The sequence below is a fragment of the Pseudomonas rhizoryzae genome (assembly GCF_005250615.1).
In the GTDB taxonomy this organism is placed as follows: Bacteria; Pseudomonadota; Gammaproteobacteria; order Pseudomonadales; family Pseudomonadaceae; genus Chryseomonas; species Chryseomonas rhizoryzae.
In genome coordinates, this window is sequence record NZ_SULM01000012.1 from 112,768 (window position 1) to 131,583 (window position 18,816).

Annotated in this window: 18 protein-coding genes; 7 read left to right on the plus strand and 11 right to left on the minus strand. The window is 64.4% G+C overall.

Translation table 11 applies throughout. The annotated features are described in order from the left end of the window. Window position 1: 1 nt before the first annotated feature. From yidC to rpmH, 4 genes are read right to left on the minus strand one after another with little or no spacing between them, the layout of a single operon-like run. On the minus strand, window positions 2-1,717 hold the full coding sequence (gene yidC, locus FAZ11_RS19550) for a membrane protein insertase YidC (RefSeq protein WP_058773865.1): 1,716 nt from the start codon (window positions 1,715-1,717) through the stop codon (window positions 2-4). A gap of 2 nt (window positions 1,718-1,719) precedes the next feature. Continuing rightward, a complete protein-coding gene (yidD, locus tag FAZ11_RS19555) occupies window positions 1,720-1,968 on the minus strand; it encodes a membrane protein insertion efficiency factor YidD (protein WP_058761359.1) in 249 nt (82 codons plus the stop codon). Then, window positions 1,961-2,362: a ribonuclease P protein component gene (rnpA, locus tag FAZ11_RS19560; protein WP_058761399.1), complete on the minus strand. Its 402-nt coding sequence runs from the start codon at window positions 2,360-2,362 to the stop codon at window positions 1,961-1,963. Before rnpA ends, yidD begins: the two co-directional genes overlap by 8 nt. 12 nt (window positions 2,363-2,374) lie before the next feature. Further along, window positions 2,375-2,509, minus strand: coding sequence for a 50S ribosomal protein L34 (rpmH, locus tag FAZ11_RS19565; protein ID WP_007160134.1), 135 nt, complete (start codon window positions 2,507-2,509; stop codon window positions 2,375-2,377). 524 nt (window positions 2,510-3,033) lie between these two features. Between rpmH and dnaA the strand changes: the two genes are divergently transcribed. Genes dnaA through gyrB form a run of 4 tightly spaced genes read left to right on the plus strand, consistent with a single transcriptional unit; the run spans window position 3,034 to window position 9,172 of the window. Continuing rightward, the gene (dnaA, locus tag FAZ11_RS19570) at window positions 3,034-4,503 is read left to right on the plus strand and encodes a chromosomal replication initiator protein DnaA (protein ID WP_058761358.1); all 1,470 of its coding nucleotides are present in this window, start codon (window positions 3,034-3,036) and stop codon (window positions 4,501-4,503) included. Between the two features lie 28 nt (window positions 4,504-4,531). Then, window positions 4,532-5,635, plus strand: coding sequence for a DNA polymerase III subunit beta (gene dnaN / locus FAZ11_RS19575; RefSeq protein ID WP_058766998.1), 1,104 nt, complete (start codon window positions 4,532-4,534; stop codon window positions 5,633-5,635). 10 nt (window positions 5,636-5,645) lie between these two features. Beyond that, entirely contained in the window at window positions 5,646-6,755 is a 1,110-nt protein-coding gene (recF, locus tag FAZ11_RS19580; protein WP_058761356.1) for a DNA replication/repair protein RecF, read from the plus strand. Further along, on the plus strand, window positions 6,752-9,172 hold the full coding sequence (gene gyrB / locus FAZ11_RS19585) for a DNA topoisomerase (ATP-hydrolyzing) subunit B (protein WP_058761355.1): 2,421 nt from the start codon (window positions 6,752-6,754) through the stop codon (window positions 9,170-9,172). Before recF ends, gyrB begins: the two co-directional genes overlap by 4 nt. Before the next feature lie 387 nt (window positions 9,173-9,559). On the opposite strand, the gene FAZ11_RS19590 is transcribed toward gyrB, so the two are convergent. Genes FAZ11_RS19590 through glyQ form a run of 4 tightly spaced genes read right to left on the minus strand, consistent with a single transcriptional unit; the run spans window position 9,560 to window position 13,877 of the window. Beyond that, entirely contained in the window at window positions 9,560-10,309 is a 750-nt protein-coding gene (locus tag FAZ11_RS19590; RefSeq protein ID WP_058766999.1) for a lysophospholipid acyltransferase family protein, read from the minus strand. After that, window positions 10,309-10,851, minus strand: a complete 543-nt coding sequence (gene gmhB / locus FAZ11_RS19595; RefSeq protein ID WP_058767000.1) for a D-glycero-beta-D-manno-heptose 1,7-bisphosphate 7-phosphatase — start codon at window positions 10,849-10,851, stop codon at window positions 10,309-10,311. The genes FAZ11_RS19590 and gmhB overlap by 1 nt, the downstream gene beginning before the upstream one ends. Before the next feature lie 3 nt (window positions 10,852-10,854). Continuing rightward, complete coding sequence (glyS, locus tag FAZ11_RS19600; protein WP_058773866.1) at window positions 10,855-12,912, minus strand: glycine--tRNA ligase subunit beta; 2,058 nt, start codon at window positions 12,910-12,912, stop codon at window positions 10,855-10,857. Next, on the minus strand, window positions 12,912-13,877 hold the full coding sequence (gene glyQ / locus FAZ11_RS19605) for a glycine--tRNA ligase subunit alpha (protein ID WP_058773867.1): 966 nt from the start codon (window positions 13,875-13,877) through the stop codon (window positions 12,912-12,914). Before glyQ ends, glyS begins: the two co-directional genes overlap by 1 nt. Before the next feature lie 329 nt (window positions 13,878-14,206). On the opposite strand from glyQ, the gene FAZ11_RS19610 reads away from it, so the two are divergent. From FAZ11_RS19610 to FAZ11_RS19620, 3 genes are all read left to right on the plus strand, one after another. Further along, window positions 14,207-14,779 carry a DNA-3-methyladenine glycosylase I gene (locus FAZ11_RS19610; protein WP_058773868.1) on the plus strand — a complete coding sequence of 191 codons (573 nt, stop codon included), beginning with the start codon at window positions 14,207-14,209 and terminating at the stop codon, window positions 14,777-14,779. 102 nt (window positions 14,780-14,881) lie between these two features. Further along, window positions 14,882-15,769 (plus strand): lysophospholipid acyltransferase, encoded by an 888-nt coding sequence (locus tag FAZ11_RS19615; RefSeq protein ID WP_058773869.1) that lies wholly within the window; start codon window positions 14,882-14,884, stop codon window positions 15,767-15,769. 208 nt (window positions 15,770-15,977) lie between these two features. After that, window positions 15,978-16,250, plus strand: a complete 273-nt coding sequence (locus FAZ11_RS19620; protein ID WP_058773870.1) for a PilZ domain-containing protein — start codon at window positions 15,978-15,980, stop codon at window positions 16,248-16,250. On the opposite strand, the gene FAZ11_RS19625 is transcribed toward FAZ11_RS19620, so the two are convergent. From FAZ11_RS19625 to fmt, 3 genes are read right to left on the minus strand one after another with little or no spacing between them, the layout of a single operon-like run. Beyond that, window positions 16,241-16,558 carry a tetratricopeptide repeat protein gene (locus tag FAZ11_RS19625; protein ID WP_058773871.1) on the minus strand — a complete coding sequence of 106 codons (318 nt, stop codon included), beginning with the start codon at window positions 16,556-16,558 and terminating at the stop codon, window positions 16,241-16,243. The two genes, FAZ11_RS19620 and FAZ11_RS19625, sit on opposite strands and share 10 nt — an antisense overlap. Before the next feature lie 10 nt (window positions 16,559-16,568). Further along, a complete protein-coding gene (rsmB, locus tag FAZ11_RS19630; protein WP_058773872.1) occupies window positions 16,569-17,870 on the minus strand; it encodes a 16S rRNA (cytosine(967)-C(5))-methyltransferase RsmB in 1,302 nt (433 codons plus the stop codon). Further along, complete coding sequence (fmt, locus tag FAZ11_RS19635; protein WP_058761345.1) at window positions 17,867-18,811, minus strand: methionyl-tRNA formyltransferase; 945 nt, start codon at window positions 18,809-18,811, stop codon at window positions 17,867-17,869. The genes rsmB and fmt overlap by 4 nt, the downstream gene beginning before the upstream one ends. Window positions 18,812-18,816 lie beyond the last annotated feature (5 nt).

Consider the following 18,816-nt stretch of genomic DNA (forward strand, 5'->3'; position numbering starts at 1 on the left):
ATCAGGCCTTCTTGCTGGCCGCCTCGATCTTCCGGGTAATGTACCACTGCTGCAGGATCGACAGGCAGTTGTTGACGATCCAGTACAGCACCAGACCGGCCGGGAACCACAGGAAGAAGAAGGTGAAGACGATGGGCATCATCTTCATCACTCGCGCCTGCATGGGATCCGGCGGTGCCGGGTTCAGCATCTGCTGCACGAGCATGGTGCCGCCCATGATGATCGGCAGGATGAAGTAGGGATCCTTGGCCGACAGGTCGGTGATCCAGAAGATCCAGGGCGACTGGCGCATCTCCACGCTTTCCAGCAACACCCAGTACAGCGCCAGGAATACCGGCATCTGCACCACGATGGGCAGGCAGCCACCCAGCGGATTGATCTTCTCCTTGCGGTACAGCTCCATCATCGCCTGGGACATCTTCTGGCGATCGTCACCGTACTGTTCCTTCAGCGCCTGCAGCCGCGGACCGACGGCGCGCATGCGCGCCATGGAGCGATAGCTGGCGGCGGACAGCGGGAAGAACAGCATCTTGATGATGATGGTCAGGACGATGATCGACCAGCCCCAGTTACCCAGGATGTTGTGGATATGTTGCAGCAGCCAGAAGATCGGCTGGGCGATGAACCACAGGAAGCCATAGTCGACGGTCAGTTCCAGACCCGGGGAGAGCATCTTGAGGTAGGCCTGGATCTTCGGCCCGGCATACAGGGTCAGGGCGGTCTGGGTCTCGCCACCCGGCGGCACGTTCAGCTGCGGACCGGTGAAGCCGATGATGTAGTTGCCCTGGCTATCCTTGCGGGTATAGATCTGGTGCTGCTGGTCCTTGTTCGGCACCCAGGCGGTGACGAAGTAGTGCTGCAGCCAACCGACCCAGCCGCCCTCCACGTTTTCCTGCAGGCGGTGCTTGTCCATGTCACTCATGGACACCTTGCGATAGGGCTCGCTCGGCGTCCCGACGGCGGCACCCAGGTAGGTGGACACGCCGGTGGCGGTGGTCGACGAGGGATCCTTGCTGTCATCGCGCTTGATCTGAGCGTAGAGCACGCCCTGCCAGGGCTTGTCGCTCTTGTTATCGATCAGGTAGCTGACCTGGATCTCATAGGCATCCGGGTTGATGCAAGCGATCTTCTTCTGGGCCTTTTCCACTGCGGTGCAATCGGTCTTCAGGCCGCGGTGGAAGGTGAATCTCTTGATGTAATCAACGCCATTGGCCTGGTACTTGAGATCCACCACCAGTTGCTGCTGGCCATCGGCGAGCACGTAGCTGGACTGGGGCGAACTGTACAGCGGGCGACCGGCGCTGTTGGCGTCGGGGCCGTTGGTACCGGTCAGACCGCTCTGCGCCAGGTAGAGGTGCCCGTTGCTGTTGTCGAACAGCGTGAAGGGCACGTCGGGATGATCCTGGCGCTGGGGATACTGCACCAGACCGAGCTGGACGATGTCGCCACCGCGGGGGTCGATGGCCAGATCCAGGACGTCGGTACGGACCTTGATGAGCGCGGTGCTCGGTTGGGCGGTCGCGTTATCCACCGGCGCAGCGGCCTTGGCTTCAGCCGGGACATCCGTGGGTACGTTGGGGGTGTCGCCCGGCAGGACGCTGGTTTGCGTCTTGGCCGTGGGCAATTCGGCCTGGCCGTAATCCTTGTTCCATTGGAAAACCATGGTGTAGGACACGATCGCCAGAGCGGCAATGAGTAGCGGGCGCTTGATATCCATGTTTACTCGGCCATCGAAGAGGTCGGGGCTGGGTTCTTTGCGGGAGGAACGGGATCGTATCCGCCTGGATGCCAGGGATGGCACCGGCACAGGCGCCGTGTGGTCAGCCAGCCACCACGCAGCAGACCGTGGCTCTCGATGGCTTCGAGGGCGTAACCGGAACAGGTCGGATAGAAACGACAGCGACTGGCCATCATGGGACTGATGGCATAACGGTAGAAGCGAATCAGCAGCAGGGCCGGTTTACGCATGAGCACCGTCGGGACTGTCGGTTGGCTGGACAACGGCCTTGGTCGCCTGGCGATTGAGGCGTTTCCACAGTTGCAGCAGTTGATCGTGCAATTCCGGATTGTCGACTTCGCCAAGTCCCTTGCGGGCGACGAAGACCAAATCGAAATTGCCGAGGCGGTCCTGATTCAGACGAAAGGAATCACGGATGACCCGCTTGATGCGATTGCGCTCGACGGAAAGCTTGACGCTTTTCTTGCCGATCACCAGTCCCAGGCGGGAATGGTCGAGCCCATTGGCATGGGCGAGCAGCAGCAGGTGCTTGCCGGATGCCTTGTGGGTGGGAGAGTCAAAGACCGTCTGGAACTGTTGGGAGCTCAGTAAGCGCCTGTCCCGACCGAAACCCTGACTCACCACCTGACCGGGCAATCAGATCGCCAGACGCTTGCGGCCTTTGGCACGGCGACGGGACAGAACCTGACGGCCGTTCTTGGTTGCCATACGAGCACGGAAACCGTGGACACGGGCGCGCTTCAGGGTGCTGGGTTGGAAGGTGCGTTTCATGGACTTTTACCTAGGTGTAAGCGGCAAGGCATGAGCGCCCCGCGCAAAGAGACCGGGGATTCTAGAGAAAGCCGCGGAACAGGTCAATTTCCAACCAGCGTCCATTGACAAGAGAACGCGTAAACAAAATCAACAGGTCAGAAGGTTTTAAAAGATGGTTGAAGTGAATATGTATGATGCAGCCGCTTTCTGTGGATAGATCGTGCCAGGGCAGATGGCCTCTGGCCGGAGCAAGGTCGGAAACTCTGTTTTCAACAGGTGGGGCAAGGGTGGCTAGCCTGAAGAGAGACTGTGGATAAATGGGGGGGTTACACACATCACGCTTATCCACAGCGAAAAACCGGTAGATGTCCAGAGAGGTCAGACGGCGTTATCCACAGAGCTGACGGTAGCCTGGGCTGGGCAAGGCGCACGCCTGGCTGTCGCGGGGAAACTGCGCGGTCATGTGGATAACCTGGGTGGGGAGGGATACAATGGGCGTTTGCTCATGGCCCGTCTGGGCCGCGAAAGTCCCGGGAGACGCTGTGTCGGTCGAACTCTGGCAACGTTGCGTGGATGTGCTGCGCGACGAGTTGCCCTCGCAACAATTCAATACCTGGATCCGGCCACTGCAGGTGGAAGCGGAAGGGGATGAGCTGCGGGTGTTCGCGCCCAACCGCTTCGTGCTCGATTGGGTCAACGAGAAATACCTGAGCCGGGTTCTCGAGTTGCTCGAGGAGCATGCCGACGACGGCATCGCCCCGGTGCTTTCCTTATTGATAGGCAGCAAGCGCAGCAACAAGCCGCGTCCGGCGCAGACGCCCAGCAGTCAAAGCACGCCGCTGCCGCCGCCGGTGCAGGCACCGCAGCCGATCCAGTCGGATATCGTCACTGCGGGTGTCGCCCTGGAAGACGTGACCGCGGAACTGGCCGAGGCCGACGAGCCGGCGGTCAAGACCGAACGCACCGTGCAGGTGGAAGGTGCGCTCAAGCACACCAGCTATCTCAACCGTACCTTCACCTTCGAGAACTTCGTCGAGGGTAAGTCCAACCAGCTGGCCCGCGCCGCGGCCTGGCAGGTGGCGGACAATCCCAAGCACGGTTACAACCCGCTCTTCCTTTATGGCGGCGTGGGTCTGGGTAAGACCCACCTGATGCATGCGGTGGGCAACCACCTGCTCAAGCGCAACCCGAACGCCAAGATCGTCTATCTGCATTCGGAGCGCTTCGTCGCCGACATGGTCAAGGCGCTGCAGCTCAACGCCATCAACGAATTCAAGCGCTTCTACCGCTCGGTGGATGCGCTGCTGATCGACGATATTCAGTTCTTCGCCCGCAAGGAGCGGTCGCAGGAAGAGTTTTTCCACACCTTCAATGCCCTGCTCGAAGGTGGACAACAGGTGATCCTCACCAGTGACCGCTATCCCAAGGAGATCGATGGCTTGGAAGAGCGACTCAAGTCGCGCTTCGGCTGGGGTCTCACCGTGGCGGTGGAACCGCCGGAGCTGGAGACGCGGGTGGCGATTCTGATGAAGAAGGCCGACCAGGCCAAGGTGGATCTGCCCCACGACGCCGCCTTCTTCATCGCCCAGCGCATCCGTTCCAACGTGCGCGAGCTGGAAGGCGCGCTCAAGCGGGTGATCGCCCACGCCCACTTCATGGGCCGCGACATCACCATCGAGTTGATCCGCGAATCGCTCAAGGATCTCTTGGCGCTGCAGGACAAGCTGGTCAGTATCGACAATATCCAGCGCACCGCGGCCGAGTACTACAAGATCAAGATCGCCGATCTGCTGTCCAAACGCCGCTCGCGTTCGGTAGCCCGGCCGCGGCAGGTCGCCATGGCGCTGTCCAAGGAATTGACCAACCACAGCCTGCCGGAAATCGGCGACGCCTTTGGCGGACGCGATCACACGACGGTGTTGCACGCCTGTCGCAAGATCGCCGAACTTCGGGAATCCGACGCGGATATCCGCGAGGATTACAAGAACCTGCTGCGTACCCTGACGACCTGACGGACGCGGCTCTGGCAAGGACCTGACCATGCATTTCACCATTCAACGCGAAGCCCTGTTGAAACCGCTGCAGCTGGTGGCCGGTGTCGTGGAACGTCGGCAAACGCTGCCGGTGCTGTCCAACGTACTCCTGGTCGTGGAAGGCCAGCGCCTGTCGCTGACCGGTACCGACCTGGAAGTCGAGCTGGTTGGCCGGGTCGAGTTGGAAGAAGCCGCCGAGGCCGGCGAGATCACCGTGCCGGCGCGCAAGCTGATGGACATCTGCAAGAGTCTGCAGCCCGATGCGCTGATCGACATCCGCACCGAAGAGCAGAAGCTGCTGATCCGTTCCGGGCGTAGTCGCTTCACCCTGTCCACCCTGCCGGCGAATGACTTCCCCACCGTGGAGGAAGGCCCGGGCTCGCTGAAGTTCAGCATTCCCCAGGGCCGCCTGCGTCGCCTGATCGAGCGTACCGGCTTCGCCATGGCCCAGCAGGACGTACGTTACTACCTCAACGGCATGCTCCTGGAAGCCAGCACCGGGCGCCTGCGCGCCGTGGCCACTGACGGTCACCGCCTGGCCATGTGCATGCTGGAGGCCGAGGTGGAACAGGCTGAGAAGCACCAGGTGATCGTGCCGCGCAAGGGCATCCTGGAACTGTCGCGCCTGCTCACCGAGCCGGAAGAGCCAGTCAACGTGGTCCTGGGTCAGCACCATATCCGTGCCACCACTGGTGACTTCACCTTCACCTCCAAGCTGGTGGACGGCAAGTTCCCCGACTACGAGCGGGTACTGCCGCGCCATGGCGACAAGCTGGTGCTGGGCGAACGCCAGCATCTGCGCGAGGCCTTCAGCCGTACCGCTATCCTCTCCAACGAGAAGTACCGCGGGATTCGCCTGCAGCTGGAAAACGGCTTCATGAAGATCCAGGCCAACAACCCGGAGCAGGAAGAGGCCGAGGAAGAGCTGCAGGTCGACTACGACGGTGGCAGCCTGGAGATCGGTTTCAACGTCAGCTACCTGCTCGACGTGCTGGGCGTGATGACCACCGACCAGGTGCGCATCACCCTGTCCGATTCCAGCAGCAGTGCGCTGTTGCAAGAGGCGGGCAACGACGATTCCTCCTATGTCGTGATGCCGATGCGCCTCTGATCGACTGTCGATGACGCTGATCCGCTTCAACGCCGACCGCCTGCGCAATCTGCAGGCGGTCGCGCTTCAGCCCTCGCCGCGGGTCAACTTGCTGCATGGCGCCAACGGTAGCGGCAAGACCAGCCTGCTCGAAGCCATCCACCTGCTGGGACTCGCGCGTTCCTTTCGCAGTACCAAGCTGGCGCCGGTCATCCAGCACGAGCAGGCCAGTTGCACGGTGTTCGGCCAGGTGCGGCTGCCGGGTGGGCAGGATTGCAACCTGGGCATCCAGCGCGAGCGCGGTGGCGACTACCAGATCCGCATCAACGGCGAGAATGCCCGCAGTGCGGCACAGTTGGCCGAGGTGCTGCCGCTGCAACTGATCAACCCGGACGGCTTCCGTCTGCTGGAGGGTAGCCCCAAGATCAGACGGCAGTTTCTCGACTGGGGAGTGTTCCACGAGGAACAGCGTTTCCTGCCACTGTGGCAACGCCTGCAAAAGGCGCTCAGGCAGCGAAATCACTGGCTCAGACGTGGTAAAATCGACCCTGCGGCCCAGGCTGCCTGGGATCAGGAACTGGCCCTGGCCAGCGCCGAAATCGATGGTTTTCGCCAGGCCTATATCCAGCGCCTGAAGCCGGAATTCACCGCGGTGCTGGCCGAGCTTATCCAGCTCGACGGTCTGACCTTAAGTTACTACCGCGGCTGGGATCGCGAGCGCGATTTGCGTGAGGTGCTGGCGGACAGTCTGGCGCGGGATCTGCAGCTGGGACATACCCAGGCCGGTCCGCAGCGAGCCGATCTGCGGATTCGCATCGGCAATCACAATGCGGCGGACATCCTGTCGCGCGGCCAGCAGAAGCTGGTGGTGTGCGCCTTGCGCATCGCCCAGGGCCGGCTGGTCAACCAGGTCAAGCGAGGCCAGTGCGTCTATCTCATCGACGATTTGCCTTCGGAACTGGACGAGGGACACCGGCTGGCCTTGTGCCGGCTGCTGGAGGCACTGGAGTGCCAAGTCTTTATCACCTGTGTCGAGCGCGAGACGCTACAGGCCGCCTGGCGGCCGGAGACAGAGGTCAGCGTGTTCCACGTGGAACACGGCCATATCAAGCAGACCCACACTAGCGGGAGCCAAGCATGAGCGAGACCAATACCTACGACTCTTCCAGCATCAAGGTGCTGAAGGGACTGGATGCCGTGCGCAAGCGCCCCGGCATGTACATCGGTGACACCGATGACGGCACCGGCCTGCACCACATGGTCTTCGAAGTGGTGGACAACTCCATCGACGAGGCCCTGGCCGGTTTCTGCAGCGAAATCAGCATCACCATCCACATGGATGAATCCATCACCGTGCGCGACAACGGCCGTGGCATCCCGGTGGATATCCACAAGGAAGAAGGCGTCTCGGCAGCCGAGGTCATCATGACCGTGCTGCACGCCGGCGGTAAGTTCGACGACAACACCTACAAGGTGTCCGGTGGCCTGCACGGCGTGGGCGTCTCGGTGGTGAATGCCCTGTCCGAAGAGCTGCGGCTGACCATTCGCCGCGCCGGCCAGGTGTGGGAGCAGGTCTATGTGCACGGCGTGCCCCAGGCCCCCCTGGCAGTGATCGGCGAGACCGACAGCACCGGTACCCAGGTGCACTTCAAGCCCTCGGCCGCGACCTTCAACAACATCCAATTCAGCTGGGACATCCTGGCCAAGCGGATCCGCGAGCTGTCCTTCCTCAACTCGGGCGTTGGCATCCTCTTGCGTGACGAGCGTACCGGCAAGGAAGAGCTGTTCAAGTACGAAGGCGGCCTGCGTGCCTTCGTCGACTACCTGAACACCAACAAGAGTGCGGTGAACCAGGTGTTCCATTTCCAGGTGCAGCGCGAAGACGATGGCGTCGGCGTGGAAGTGGCCCTGCAGTGGAACGACAGCTTCAACGAGAACATCCTCTGCTTCACCAACAACATCCCGCAGCGCGACGGCGGCACCCACCTGGCCGGCTTCCGCTCGGCGCTGACGCGTAACCTGAACAACTACATCGAGGCCGAGGGCCTGGCGAAGAAGTTCAAGGTCGCCACCACCGGTGACGATGCCCGCGAAGGCCTGACCGCCATCATCTCGGTCAAGGTGCCGGATCCCAAGTTCTCCTCCCAGACCAAGGACAAGCTAGTCTCTTCCGAGGTGAAGACCGCGGTGGAACAGGAGATGGGCAAGCATTTCTCCGATTTCCTGCTGGAGAACCCCAACGAAGCCAAGGCGGTGGTCGGCAAGATGATCGACGCGGCGCGCGCTCGTGAGGCGGCGCGCAAGGCGCGGGAGATGACCCGCCGCAAGGGCGCCCTGGACATCGCCGGCTTGCCGGGCAAGCTGGCGGACTGCCAGGAGAAGGACCCGGCGCTGTCCGAACTCTACATCGTGGAGGGTGACTCCGCCGGTGGTTCGGCCAAGCAGGGCCGCAACCGGCGCACCCAGGCGATCCTGCCGCTCAAGGGCAAGATCCTCAACGTGGAGAAGGCGCGCTTCGACAAGATGCTCTCTTCCCAGGAAGTGGGCACCCTGATCACCGCGCTGGGCTGCGGTATCGGTCGCGAAGAATTCAACATCGACAAGCTGCGCTACCACAACATCATCATCATGACCGATGCTGACGTTGACGGTTCGCACATCCGTACCCTGCTGCTGACCTTCTTCTTCCGCCAGATGCCGCTGTTGATCGAGCGTGGCTACATCTACATCGCCCAGCCGCCGCTGTACAAGGTGAAGCGCGGCAAGCAGGAGCAGTACATCAAGGACGACGAGGCGATGGAGGAATACCTGACCCAGACCGCCCTCGAGGAAGCCAGCCTGCACGTCAACGAGAACGCCCCGGGCCTGTCCGGCGTGGAACTCGAGAAGCTGGTGAACAACTATCGCCAGGTGATGAAGACCTTCAAGCGGCTGTCGCGCCTCTACCCGGCCGACATCAGCGAGCACCTGCTGTACCTGCCCCGCGTGGGCCTGGAGCAGCTGGGCGATGAAGCCGCCATGCGCCAGTGGCTGGCCGGCTTCGAGGCGCGCCTGAAGGGCGCCGAGCGCAATGGCACCACCTATACCATCAGCCTGCGCGAGGATCGCGAGCGCAGCCTGTGGCTGCCGGAAGTCGAGACCCGCGCCCATGGCCTGTCCAGCTACGTTACCTTCAACCGGGACTTCTTCGGCAGCAACGATTACCGCCTGGTGACCGAACTGGCCGCCCAGCTGGACAACCTGCTGGAAGAAGGTGCCTACGCCAAGCGCGGCGAACGCCGGCGTCCGGTCAGCACCTTCAAGGAAGCCTGGGAATGGCTGATGAACGAGACCAGCAAGAGATTCAACATCCAGCGCTATAAGGGCCTGGGTGAGATGAATCCGGATCAGCTGTGGGAAACCACCATGGACCCGAACGTGCGCCGCATGCTGAAGGTAACCATTGAGGACGCTATCGCCGCCGATCAGATCTTCAACACCCTGATGGGGGATCAGGTGGAGCCGCGGCGCGACTTCATCGAGAGCAATGCCCTGGCGGTTTCCAACCTCGACGTCTGATCGACAACTGTTATGCACAAGCCCCGCGATGCGGGGCTTTTTTTGTGGAAAACATTTGCGCTAGATCCTGTTGCCGGTTCGTTCCCTGCTAGGCAACGCCATTCATCTTATAGCCAGACGTTCTGTGGATATTTTTGCTCAGTGCCTTTTGCCGACATCCTTCGCTGCAGACAAAGAGGCCGTGCCATGCGGCATAGAGACACAGGCTATAAGGGTAGGCCCTGTGGATAAGCCTGGGAATAAGCTTGCCGGTACTTGTGGGTTTCCCGGTATGCGCGCTAGCGACCACCGATCTGGGATCGCGGGAATGGACACAAGAGCTGTGGATAAGTCTGTGGGAAAACGGAGGAAAACCAGAGCAAACGCCAGGCCCTTGCGGCCTGGCGATCAGGCCACGCAGCGCTGGTCGGGGTTGGCGCCAGTCTTGGGTGCGAGGGCTGCTTCGATGAAGGCGAAGCAACGGGCGTTGAGGTCGACGATGGCACGTGGATCCTGGCCCTGGGGATGGAGCAGCGGGCCGATGGTGACCTTGATGGTGCCGGGCGACTTGATCCAGGAGCGATTCGGCCAATAGGCGCCGGCATCGTGGGCGATGGGCAGGATGGGTACGTTCAGGCTGCAGGCCAGGGCAGCGCCACCCCGGGAGAACTTGCCCATCTGGCCGTGATCGATGCGGGTGCCCTGGGGGAAGATCAGCACCCAGCAGCCCTGGGCCAGATAGCGACCGCCCTGCTCGGTCAATTGCTGCAGGGCCAGCTTGCCGTTGTCACGGTCGATGGCGATGGGCTTGAGCAGGGAGAAGGCCCAGCCGAAGAAGGGAATCCGTAGTAGTTCGCGCTTGATCACCTGGGAGGTGGGCTCGAACTGGGCGGAGAGAAAGAAAGTTTCCCAGGTGCTCTGGTGGTTGGCCACGATCACGCAGGGCTGCGCTGGGACGTTTTCCAAGCCTTCGATTTCGTAGCGGATGCCACAGATGACCTTGGCCAGCCAGACGGCGAAACCCGTCCAGGCCTTGACCACCAGTCGATAGCGGGCGCGATAGGCCAGGAAAGGCGCGATCAGCAGGCTGACACAGGACCAGAGGATGCCGCTGGTGCCCAGCAGCAGATAGAACAGCAGAGTACGCAAGAGCCGCATCAGGGCGCTTCCTCCAGCAGGTGATCGGCCACCGCGGCCAGGTCGGCGAAGACCCGGGTACCGGATGGCAAAGGCTTGGCCAGGGTGCGCTCGCCCTTGCCGGTACGTACCAGGTAAGGCGTGCAGCCCAGGGCCACGCCGGCTTCCAGGTCGCGCAGGCTGTCGCCGACCACCGGCACGCCGGTCAGCTCGTTGCGACCATAGTGGTCGGCGATGGCGCGAAACAGGCCGGGCAGCGGCTTGCGGCAATCGCAGGCCACTTCCGGGCCATGGGGACAGTGCAGGATCAGGTCGACCCGACCGCCCTCCTCCGCCAGCAGTCGCTGCAGTTTCTCGTGCATGGCCGCCAGGTCGTCTGTCGTGAAGTAACCACGCGCCAGACCCGACTGGTTGGTGGCCACGGCCACCTGCCAGCCGGCCCGGTTCAGTCGGGCGATGGCCGCGAGGCTGCCGGGTAGCGGTTGCCACTGCTCGGCGCTGCGCACGTAGTCATCGGAATCGACATTGATGACACCGTCGCGGTCCAGCACGATCAACTTCATGCCCTAGCCCAGCACCGAGATATCGGCGATGCCGAGGAACAGGCCACGCAGATGGGCGAGCAGCGCATAGCGATTGGCGCGGACGCGTTCGTCCTCGGCGTTGACCAGCACCTCGTCGAAGAAGGCATCCACCGGCGCGCGCAGGCTGGCCAGGCGTTCCAGGGCTTCGCGATAGCGGCGGGTTGCGGCCAGGGGGGCGGCGTCCTGCTCGGCGGCGGCGATGGCCGCGGCCAGGGTGCGCTCGGCGTCGGTCTCGAACAGCGCGGCATCGGCCTGGGTCGCGACCTGGCCTTCGAACTTGCCGAGCAGGTTGGAAACGCGCTTGTTGGCGGCGGCCAGGGCTTCGGCTTCGGGCAGGCGACGGAAGGCCTGCACGGCCTGGACGCGCTGGTCGAAGTCCAGTGCCGAGGCCGGACGCAGGGCGCGCACGGCCAGGTAGGCGGCGGTATCGACGCCTTCGTCTTCGTAGCGGGCGCGCAGGCGATCGAAGATGAAGTCCAGCACCTGCTCTTGCAGACCTTCGGCCTTGACCCGCTCGCCATAGCCGGCGATAGCGAAGGCGACGGCCGCTGGCAGATCCAGCTCCAGACCCTTCTCGATGAGGATGCGCAACACGCCCAGGGCCTGGCGACGCAGGGCGAAGGGGTCCTTGCTGCCGGTGGGCAGCATGCCGATGCCGAAAATGCCGACCAGGGTGTCGAGTTTGTCGGCCAGGGCCACGGCGGCACCGGTCAGGGTTTGTGGCAGTTCGGCGCCGGCGCCGCGGGGCATGTACTGCTCGTTGAGCGCCAGGGCCACGTCCTCGGCCTCGCCGCCCTTCTTGGCGTAGTAATAGCCGGCGATGCCCTGCATTTCGGGGAATTCACCGACCATCTCGGTGGCTAGGTCGCACTTGGCCAGGATGCCGGCGCGGCGGGCGCGCTCGGCGTCACCGCCGATACCTTCGGCGATGAAGGCGGCCAGGGCGGCGACGCGCAGGGCCTTGTCGTAGACGGTGCCGAGCTGGGCCTGGAAGACCACGTTCTTCAGCCGCTCGTTGAAGCTTTCCAGCGGCTGCTTCTGGTCCTGCTTGAAGAAGAACTCGGCGTCGGTGAGGCGCGGGCGCACCACCTTCTCGTTGCCGGCGACGATCTGCGCCGGGTCCTTGCTTTCCAGGTTGGTCACGGTGATGAAACGCGGCAAGAGCTTGCCCTGGGCGTCCAGCAGGCAGAAGTACTTCTGGTTGTCCTGCATGGTGGTGATGAGGGCTTCCTGGGGCACTTCGAGGAAGCGTTCCTCGAAGGCGCAGACCAGCGGCACCGGCCACTCCACCAGGGCGGTCACCTCGTCCAGCAGCGCGGGCGGCACCACGGCACTGCCCTGCTCCGCGGCGGCCAATTCGGCCACGCGGGTCTCGATGAGTTGGCGGCGCTCGGCGAAGTCGGCCAGCACATGGGCGGCGCGCAGGTCGGCGGCGTAGTTGGCCGGCGCGCTGATGCGCACCGCATCGGGATGGTGGAAGCGGTGGCCACGGGATTCGCGCCCGGCACGGCGGGTGAGGATCTCGCAGTCGATGACCTCGTCACCCAGCAGCATCACCAGCCACTGGGTCGGACGCACGAATTCCTCGCGGCGGGCGGCCCAGCGCATGCGCTTGGGAATCGGCAGCTCGGCCAGGGAAGCTTCGACGATACCGGGCAGCAGGCTGGCCGCCGGCTGGCCGGGAATGCTCTGGGAGAATCTCAGCTTGGGACCGCTGCGGTCGATGGCGCTGATGTCGACGCCGCACTTGCGGGCGAAGCCCAGGGCCGCCTGGGTCGGCTGGCCGTCGGCGCCAAAGGCGGCCTGGACCGGCGGGCCGTCCAGGTTGACGCTACGCTCGGGCTGCTGGGTCTGCAGGGCCTCGACCAGCACCGCCAGGCGGCGCGGCGCGGCATAGGCGCGGGCGCTGGCGTAACCGAGACCAGCCTGCTTGAGGCCCTTCTCAATGCCGGCGAGGAAGCTGTCACCCAGGGTCTTGAGCGCCTTGGGTGGCAGTTCTTCGGTACCCAGCTCGACCAGGAAATCTAGGTTGGTGCTCATTATTCGCCCTCCTTGAGCAGCGCCTGGACATCGTCGCGGCCGAGGACCTCGTCACGCAGCTCGGGGGTGGCCAGCGGGAAGCCCAGGCGGGCACGGGCCTTGAAGTAGCCCTGGGCCACGCTGCGGGCCAGGGTGCGCACGCGCAGGATGTAGCGCTGGCGCTCGGTCACCGAGATGGCGCGGCGGGCGTCCAGCAGGTTGAAGGTGTGGGAGGCCTTGAGCACCATCTCGTAGGTGGGCAGCGGCAGGTCCAGGACGATCAGGCGATTGGCCTCGGACTCGTAGAAGTCGAACAGCTCGAACAGCTTGGGCACGTTGGCGTGCTCGAAGTTGTAGGTGCTCTGCTCCACCTCGTTCTGATGGAAGACGTCGCCGTAGGTCACGGTGCCGAAGGGGCCATCGGCCCAGATCAGGTCGTAGACCGAGTCCACGCCCTGCAGGTACATGGCCAGGCGCTCGAGGCCATAGGTGATCTCGCCGGTCACCGGATAGCACTCCAGGCCGCCGGCCTGCTGGAAGTAGGTGAACTGGGTGACTTCCATGCCATTGAGCCAGATTTCCCAGCCCAGACCCCAGGCGCCGAGGGTCGGCGATTCCCAGTTGTCCTCGACGAAGCGCACGTCGTGCACCAATGGGTCCAGGCCGATAGCGGCCAGGGAGCCCAGGTAGAGTTCCTGGAAGTTGTCCGGATTGGGCTTCAACACCACCTGGAACTGGTAATAGTGCTGCAGGCGATTGGGGTTCTCGCCGTAGCGGCCGTCGGTGGGGCGGCGGCTGGGCTGCACATAGGCGGCGTTCCAGGTCTCCGGACCGATGGCGCGCAGGAAGGTGGCGGTGTGGAAGGTACCGGCGCCGACTTCCATGTCATAGGGCTGGAGTACCACGCAGCCCTGCTCGGCCCAGTATTGCTGCAAGGCCAGGATCAAGTCTTGGAAGGTGCGCACGGTGGGCTTGGACTGGCTCACGAAAGATACCCGTTCGGCTGCGACGAAAAGCCGAGGAGTATAGCCGAAAGCCGGGGGTGACCGCATGGGGCTTGTGGGGCTGCCCGGCGGTATTTGGCAGGGATCGCGGCCATGGGCCGCTCCTACGAAAGCCTCACCTCCGTAGGAGCGGTCGCATCGGCGAACCGCGATGGCCGCGATACGTGTGTGACCCGTTGGTAGTGTGGAAAACCGCCTGGGAGAGGAGTCATCGCTGTCATGGCGGTCCGCCGATGAGTCCGTTGGACTCGTCTCCCGGACCAAGCAATTGCGCTAAGGTATCGCCTTCCGCCCTCGTCCGAGTCGTCGCCATGCCGCGTTGTTTCTGGTGCACCGCCGATCCGTTGTACATCGACTACCACGACCGTGAATGGGGCGTGCCCCAGCGCGATCCGGCGGTGCTTTTCGAATTCCTCTTGCTGGAAGGCTTCCAGGCGGGCCTGTCGTGGATCACCGTGCTGAAGAAGCGCGAACGCTATCGCGAGGTCTTGCATGGCTTCGACCCGGAGCGGCTGGCGCGCCTGACCGATGCGGAGATCGAGGCGCTGATGCAGGACCCGGGCATCATCCGCAATCGCGCCAAGCTGCGTGCCGCTCGGCAGAACGCCCAGGCCTGGCTCAGGCTGGAAGATCCCTCCGGCTGGCTGTGGTCCTTCGTCGGGGGTGTACCCAAGCTCAATCATTTCCGCGACCGTAGCGAGGTACCGGCCATCACCCCGGAAGCCGAGGCCATGAGCAAGGCGCTCAAGAAGGCCGGTTTCACCTTCGTCGGGCCGACCATCTGCTACGCCTTCATGCAGGCCATGGGTCTGGTGATGGACCACACTCTCGATTGCGACCGCCATGGAGACTTGGCTCAGCCGTCGGCACGGACGCATGAATAGCTGAATGTATAGCTGTCAGCTTGGGCCGACCTTACGTTTTCTTAACGTTTCCATGGCCTGTAGACGGTAAACTGTCAGGATATTCAGACGGGAGACCCTCTCTTGGAAAGATTCAAAGGCGCGCTGATGATCGCCTTCCTGCGCCTTTTCGCCCTGCTGCCCTGGCCCCTGGTGCAGCGCCTGGGTGGATTCATCGGCTGGTGCATGTGGAAGCTGCCGACCCGCGCCAGCAAGGTCACCCGCATCAATCTCGCCCACTGTTTTCCCGAACTCGATGCTGCCGGCCTTGAGCGGCTGTCGCGCGAGTGCCTGCGCGGCATCGGCAAGACCCTGACCGAGAGCGCCTGCGCCTGGATCTGGTCGCCGCAACGCTCCCTGGGCCTGGTGCGCGAGGTGGAAGGCATGGACGTGTTGCAGGAAGCCCTGGCGTCCGGCGATGGCGTGGTGGGCATCACCAGCCACCTGGGCAACTGGGAGCTGCTCAACCACTTCTACTGCTCCCACGCCAAACCGATCATCTTCTACCGCCCGCCCAAGCTGAAGGCGGTGGACGAGTTGCTCAAGCGCCAGCGGGTGCAACTGGGCAACCGGGTGGCGCCCTCCACCCCGGAAGGCATCATCAGCGTGATCAAGGAAGTCCGCCGCGGTGGCGCCGTGGGCATTCCCGCCGATCCCGAGCCGAGTCGCAGTGCCGGCCTCTTCGTACCCTTTCTCGGCACCACCGCTCTGACCAGCAAGTTCGTGCCCTCGCTGCTGGCCCGTGGCAAGGCCCGCGGGGTGTTCTTCCATGCGGTACGCCTGGACGACGGCAGCGGCTACAAGGTGATCCTGGAAGCGGCGCCCCCGGCCATGTACGACCCGGATCCCGAGGTCGCGGTGGCGGCCATGAGCGAGGTGCTGGCGGGCTACGTACGGCGCTATCCGACCCAGTACATGTGGAGCATGAAGAGGTTCAAGAATCGCCCGGATGGCGAGACGAAGTGGTACTGAACCCAGGCGATCCGCGTCCTTGAGCCCCGCTCCTCCAGGATTGGGCTGAAGGGCTGCAGTGCGTGCACCGGCGCTCGCAGGCTGATCGCTCGGCGGTCCGCCGGAACCGTTCGGCAGTCGTACGGCTGACAGTCATCCGCCTTTGCTGGAAGCTGCCTGGACCTCAGGGAGCCTATATTCAGGGAGCCTATATTCAGGGAGTCAGGCGATGAATTCGCGCGACCAGCGCCACCACACCCGTACCCCCCTCAAGTGCCGGCTCTGGATCGCCTATCCGGATGGCGAGATCGTGGGCGAGACGCGTGACCTGTCCGATGGCGGCGTCTATGTGGTGCATCCCGAGCTGGCCCGCTTGCCGCGCGGGACCCGGGTGGTCGGCCAGGTGCTGGATCTGCCCATGGAGGCGCCCAAGGTAGCCATGGAGGTCATGCGCACTGACAGCGAGGGGGCTGGCCTCAGATTCCTGCGCGATCAGGACTGAGCACGCCGCGCCAGCCGCTTGAGAAAGACCGTCATTTCCTTTTCCGCCTGCTTGTCGCCCTTGGCCTGGGCGGCCTCCAGACCCCGCGTCCAGGCGCTCTCCGCTGCGGCCAGATCGCCGCTGCCTTCGTGGGCCTTGCCCAGCAGTTTCCAGGCCGCCGAATACGTCGGATCGAACTCCACGCAGCGGGCCAGGTGCTCGACCGCCCGCTCCGGCTCGCCGGCATCCAGATAACCCTTGCCCAAGCCGAATCTCAGCAGGGCGTTGTCCTGGCCGCGGGCGAGCATCTTCTCCAGGGATTCGAGCATGGCGGAATTCCTACTTGGCGATCTTGATCAACTTGCCGTAATAGAAGCCGTCGTGGCCTTCCGCCTGCGGCAGCAACTGGCGGCCATGGGCTTGAGCGATCCCCCAGGGCGCGGGGATGTCCAGTTCGCGGGCGCCCGACGTGCGGGCGAGGAAGGCGGCGAGGTTGTCGCTGTTCTCTTCCGGCAGTACCGAACAGGTGGCATAGAGCAGGATGCCGCCCACTTCCAGGGTCGGCCAGAGGGCGTCGAGCAATTCGCCCTGCAGCTGCACCAGGGGCGGGATGTCGGCGGCCTGGCGGGTCAGCTTTATGTCCGGATGGCGGCGGATCACCCCGGTGGCGCTGCAGGGTGCGTCCAGCAGGATGCGCTGGAAGGGCTTGCCGTCCCACCAGTCGGCCACGGCGCGGCCATCGGCGGCCAGGGTACGGGCCGCGAGGCCCAGGCGGGCGAGATTCTGTTCGACGCGTTGCAGCCGCCCGGCATCGGCGTCCAGCGCCACCACCTCGGCCAGACCCGGTTCGCGTTCCAGCAGGTGACAGGTTTTGCCGCCCGGCGCCGCGCAGGCGTCCAGTACCCGTTGGCCAGGCGCCAGCTCCAGCAACTCGGCGGCCAGCTGGGCGGCTTCGTCCTGCACGCTCAAGCGACCCGCGGCGAAACCCGGCAGGGCGGTGACGTCCTGGGGCTGCAACAGACGGATGCCGTCGGCGCTGAAGGTGCAGGGCACGGCCTCGATACCGGCGGCAGCCAGCTCGGCCAGATAGGCGTCGCGACTGCCCTGGCGCCGATTGACCCGGAGGATCAGCGGCGGATGCAGGTTGTTCGCGGCGGCTATGGCTTCCCAGAGTTCCGGCCAGCGCGCCTTGAGGGCTTTCTGCAGCCAGCGCGGATGGGCCAGGCGCGCCGCCGGGTCGTGTTCCAGGGCTGGCAGCAGGCTGTCGTATTCACGCTGGGCGCGGCGCAGCACGGCGTTGAGCAGGCCCTTGGCCGAGGATTTCTTCAGTTTGTCGACGCAGCCCACCGTCTCGCCGATGGCGGCATGGGCCGGGATGCGGGTGTAGAACAGCTGGTAGAGACCGATCAGCAGCAGGGCTTCGAGATCCCGGTCACCGGCCTTGAACGGCTTTTGCAGCAGCTTTTCCGCCAGCAGCGACAGCCGCGGTTGCCAGCGGGCGGTACCGAAGGCCAGGTCCTGGGCCAGGGCGCGATCCCGTGGCTCCACCTTGGCCAGTTGCTCGGGCAGGCTGCTGCCCAGGGAGGCACGGCCGGCAAGCACCGCCGCCAGGGCGCGGGTCGCCGCCAACCGCGGATTCATAGGCCCAGCACCTGGCCGGGGGCGAAGCGCTCGCGACGGGCATTGTAGAGATCGGCGAAGGCCAGGGGTTTGCCGCCGGGCAGTTGCAGCCGGGTCAGGCGCAGGGCGCCCTCGCCGCAGGCGATCAGCAGGCCGCTGCGATCGGCATCGAGCACCATGCCGGGCACGCCGTGGCCCTCAGCCAATTCCGCACTCCAGACCTTGAGCGGCTCACCGGCCAGGGCGGTGTGGCACAGTGGCCAGGGATCGAAGGCGCGGATACGGCGTTCCAGTTCCGCAGCCGGCCGGCCCCAGTCCAGGCGTGCCTCGTCCTTGTTCAGTTTATGGGCGTAGGTCGCCAGGTCATCGTTCTGGACTTCACCGTGCAGGCTGCCATCGGCCAGACCGGGCAGGGCCGCGACCACGGCGGCGGCGCCCAGGGCAGCCAGGCGATCATGCAGGCTGCCACCGGTATCCTCGGCGGTGAGCGCCGTAGTCACCTTGCTCAGCATCGGCCCGGTATCCAGACCGGCTTCCATGCGCATCACGGTGACGCCGGATTCGGCATCGCCCGCCTCCAGCGCGCGCTGGATGGGCGCCGCGCCGCGCCAACGCGGCAACAGCGAGGCATGGCTGTTGATGCAACCCAGCCGCGGGATATCCAGCACCGCCTGGGGCAGGATCAGCCCGTAGGCCACCACCACCAGCAGATCGGGCTCCAGCGCCGCCAGGGTGGCCTGGGCCGCGGGATCGCGCAGGGTCGGCGGCTGCTCGACGGGGATGCCATGGGCCAGGGCCAGTTGCTTGACCGGACTCATGGCCAGCTTCTGGCCGCGCCCGGCGGGGCGGTCGGGCTGGGTGTAGACGGCGGCGATGGGATAGCCGGAGTCGATCAGCGCCTGCAGATGCACGGCGGCGAATTCCGGGGTTCCGGCGAAGACGAGGCGAAGGGATCTGGACATGGCGG

What these genes read in the sequence shown, in the direction of transcription:
- yidC (WP_058773865.1), bottom strand. Translation starts at nt 1,717, where the DNA reads ATGGATATCAAGCGCCCGCTACTCATTGCCGCTCTGGCGATCGTGTCC.
- yidD (WP_058761359.1), bottom strand. Translation starts at nt 1,968, where the DNA reads ATGCGTAAACCGGCCCTGCTGCTGATTCGCTTCTACCGTTATGCCATC.
- rpmH (WP_007160134.1), bottom strand. Translation starts at nt 2,509, where the DNA reads ATGAAACGCACCTTCCAACCCAGCACCCTGAAGCGCGCCCGTGTCCAC.
- dnaN (WP_058766998.1), top strand. Translation starts at nt 4,532, where the DNA reads ATGCATTTCACCATTCAACGCGAAGCCCTGTTGAAACCGCTGCAGCTG.
- recF (WP_058761356.1), top strand. Translation starts at nt 5,646, where the DNA reads ATGACGCTGATCCGCTTCAACGCCGACCGCCTGCGCAATCTGCAGGCG.
- gyrB (WP_058761355.1), top strand. Translation starts at nt 6,752, where the DNA reads ATGAGCGAGACCAATACCTACGACTCTTCCAGCATCAAGGTGCTGAAG.
- FAZ11_RS19590 (WP_058766999.1), bottom strand. Translation starts at nt 10,309, where the DNA reads ATGCGGCTCTTGCGTACTCTGCTGTTCTATCTGCTGCTGGGCACCAGC.
- gmhB (WP_058767000.1), bottom strand. Translation starts at nt 10,851, where the DNA reads ATGAAGTTGATCGTGCTGGACCGCGACGGTGTCATCAATGTCGATTCC.
- glyS (WP_058773866.1), bottom strand. Translation starts at nt 12,912, where the DNA reads ATGAGCACCAACCTAGATTTCCTGGTCGAGCTGGGTACCGAAGAACTG.
- FAZ11_RS19610 (WP_058773868.1), top strand. Translation starts at nt 14,207, where the DNA reads ATGCCGCGTTGTTTCTGGTGCACCGCCGATCCGTTGTACATCGACTAC.
- FAZ11_RS19620 (WP_058773870.1), top strand. Translation starts at nt 15,978, where the DNA reads ATGAATTCGCGCGACCAGCGCCACCACACCCGTACCCCCCTCAAGTGC.
- FAZ11_RS19625 (WP_058773871.1), bottom strand. Translation starts at nt 16,558, where the DNA reads ATGCTCGAATCCCTGGAGAAGATGCTCGCCCGCGGCCAGGACAACGCC.
- rsmB (WP_058773872.1), bottom strand. Translation starts at nt 17,870, where the DNA reads ATGAATCCGCGGTTGGCGGCGACCCGCGCCCTGGCGGCGGTGCTTGCC.
- fmt (WP_058761345.1), bottom strand. Translation starts at nt 18,811, where the DNA reads ATGTCCAGATCCCTTCGCCTCGTCTTCGCCGGAACCCCGGAATTCGCC.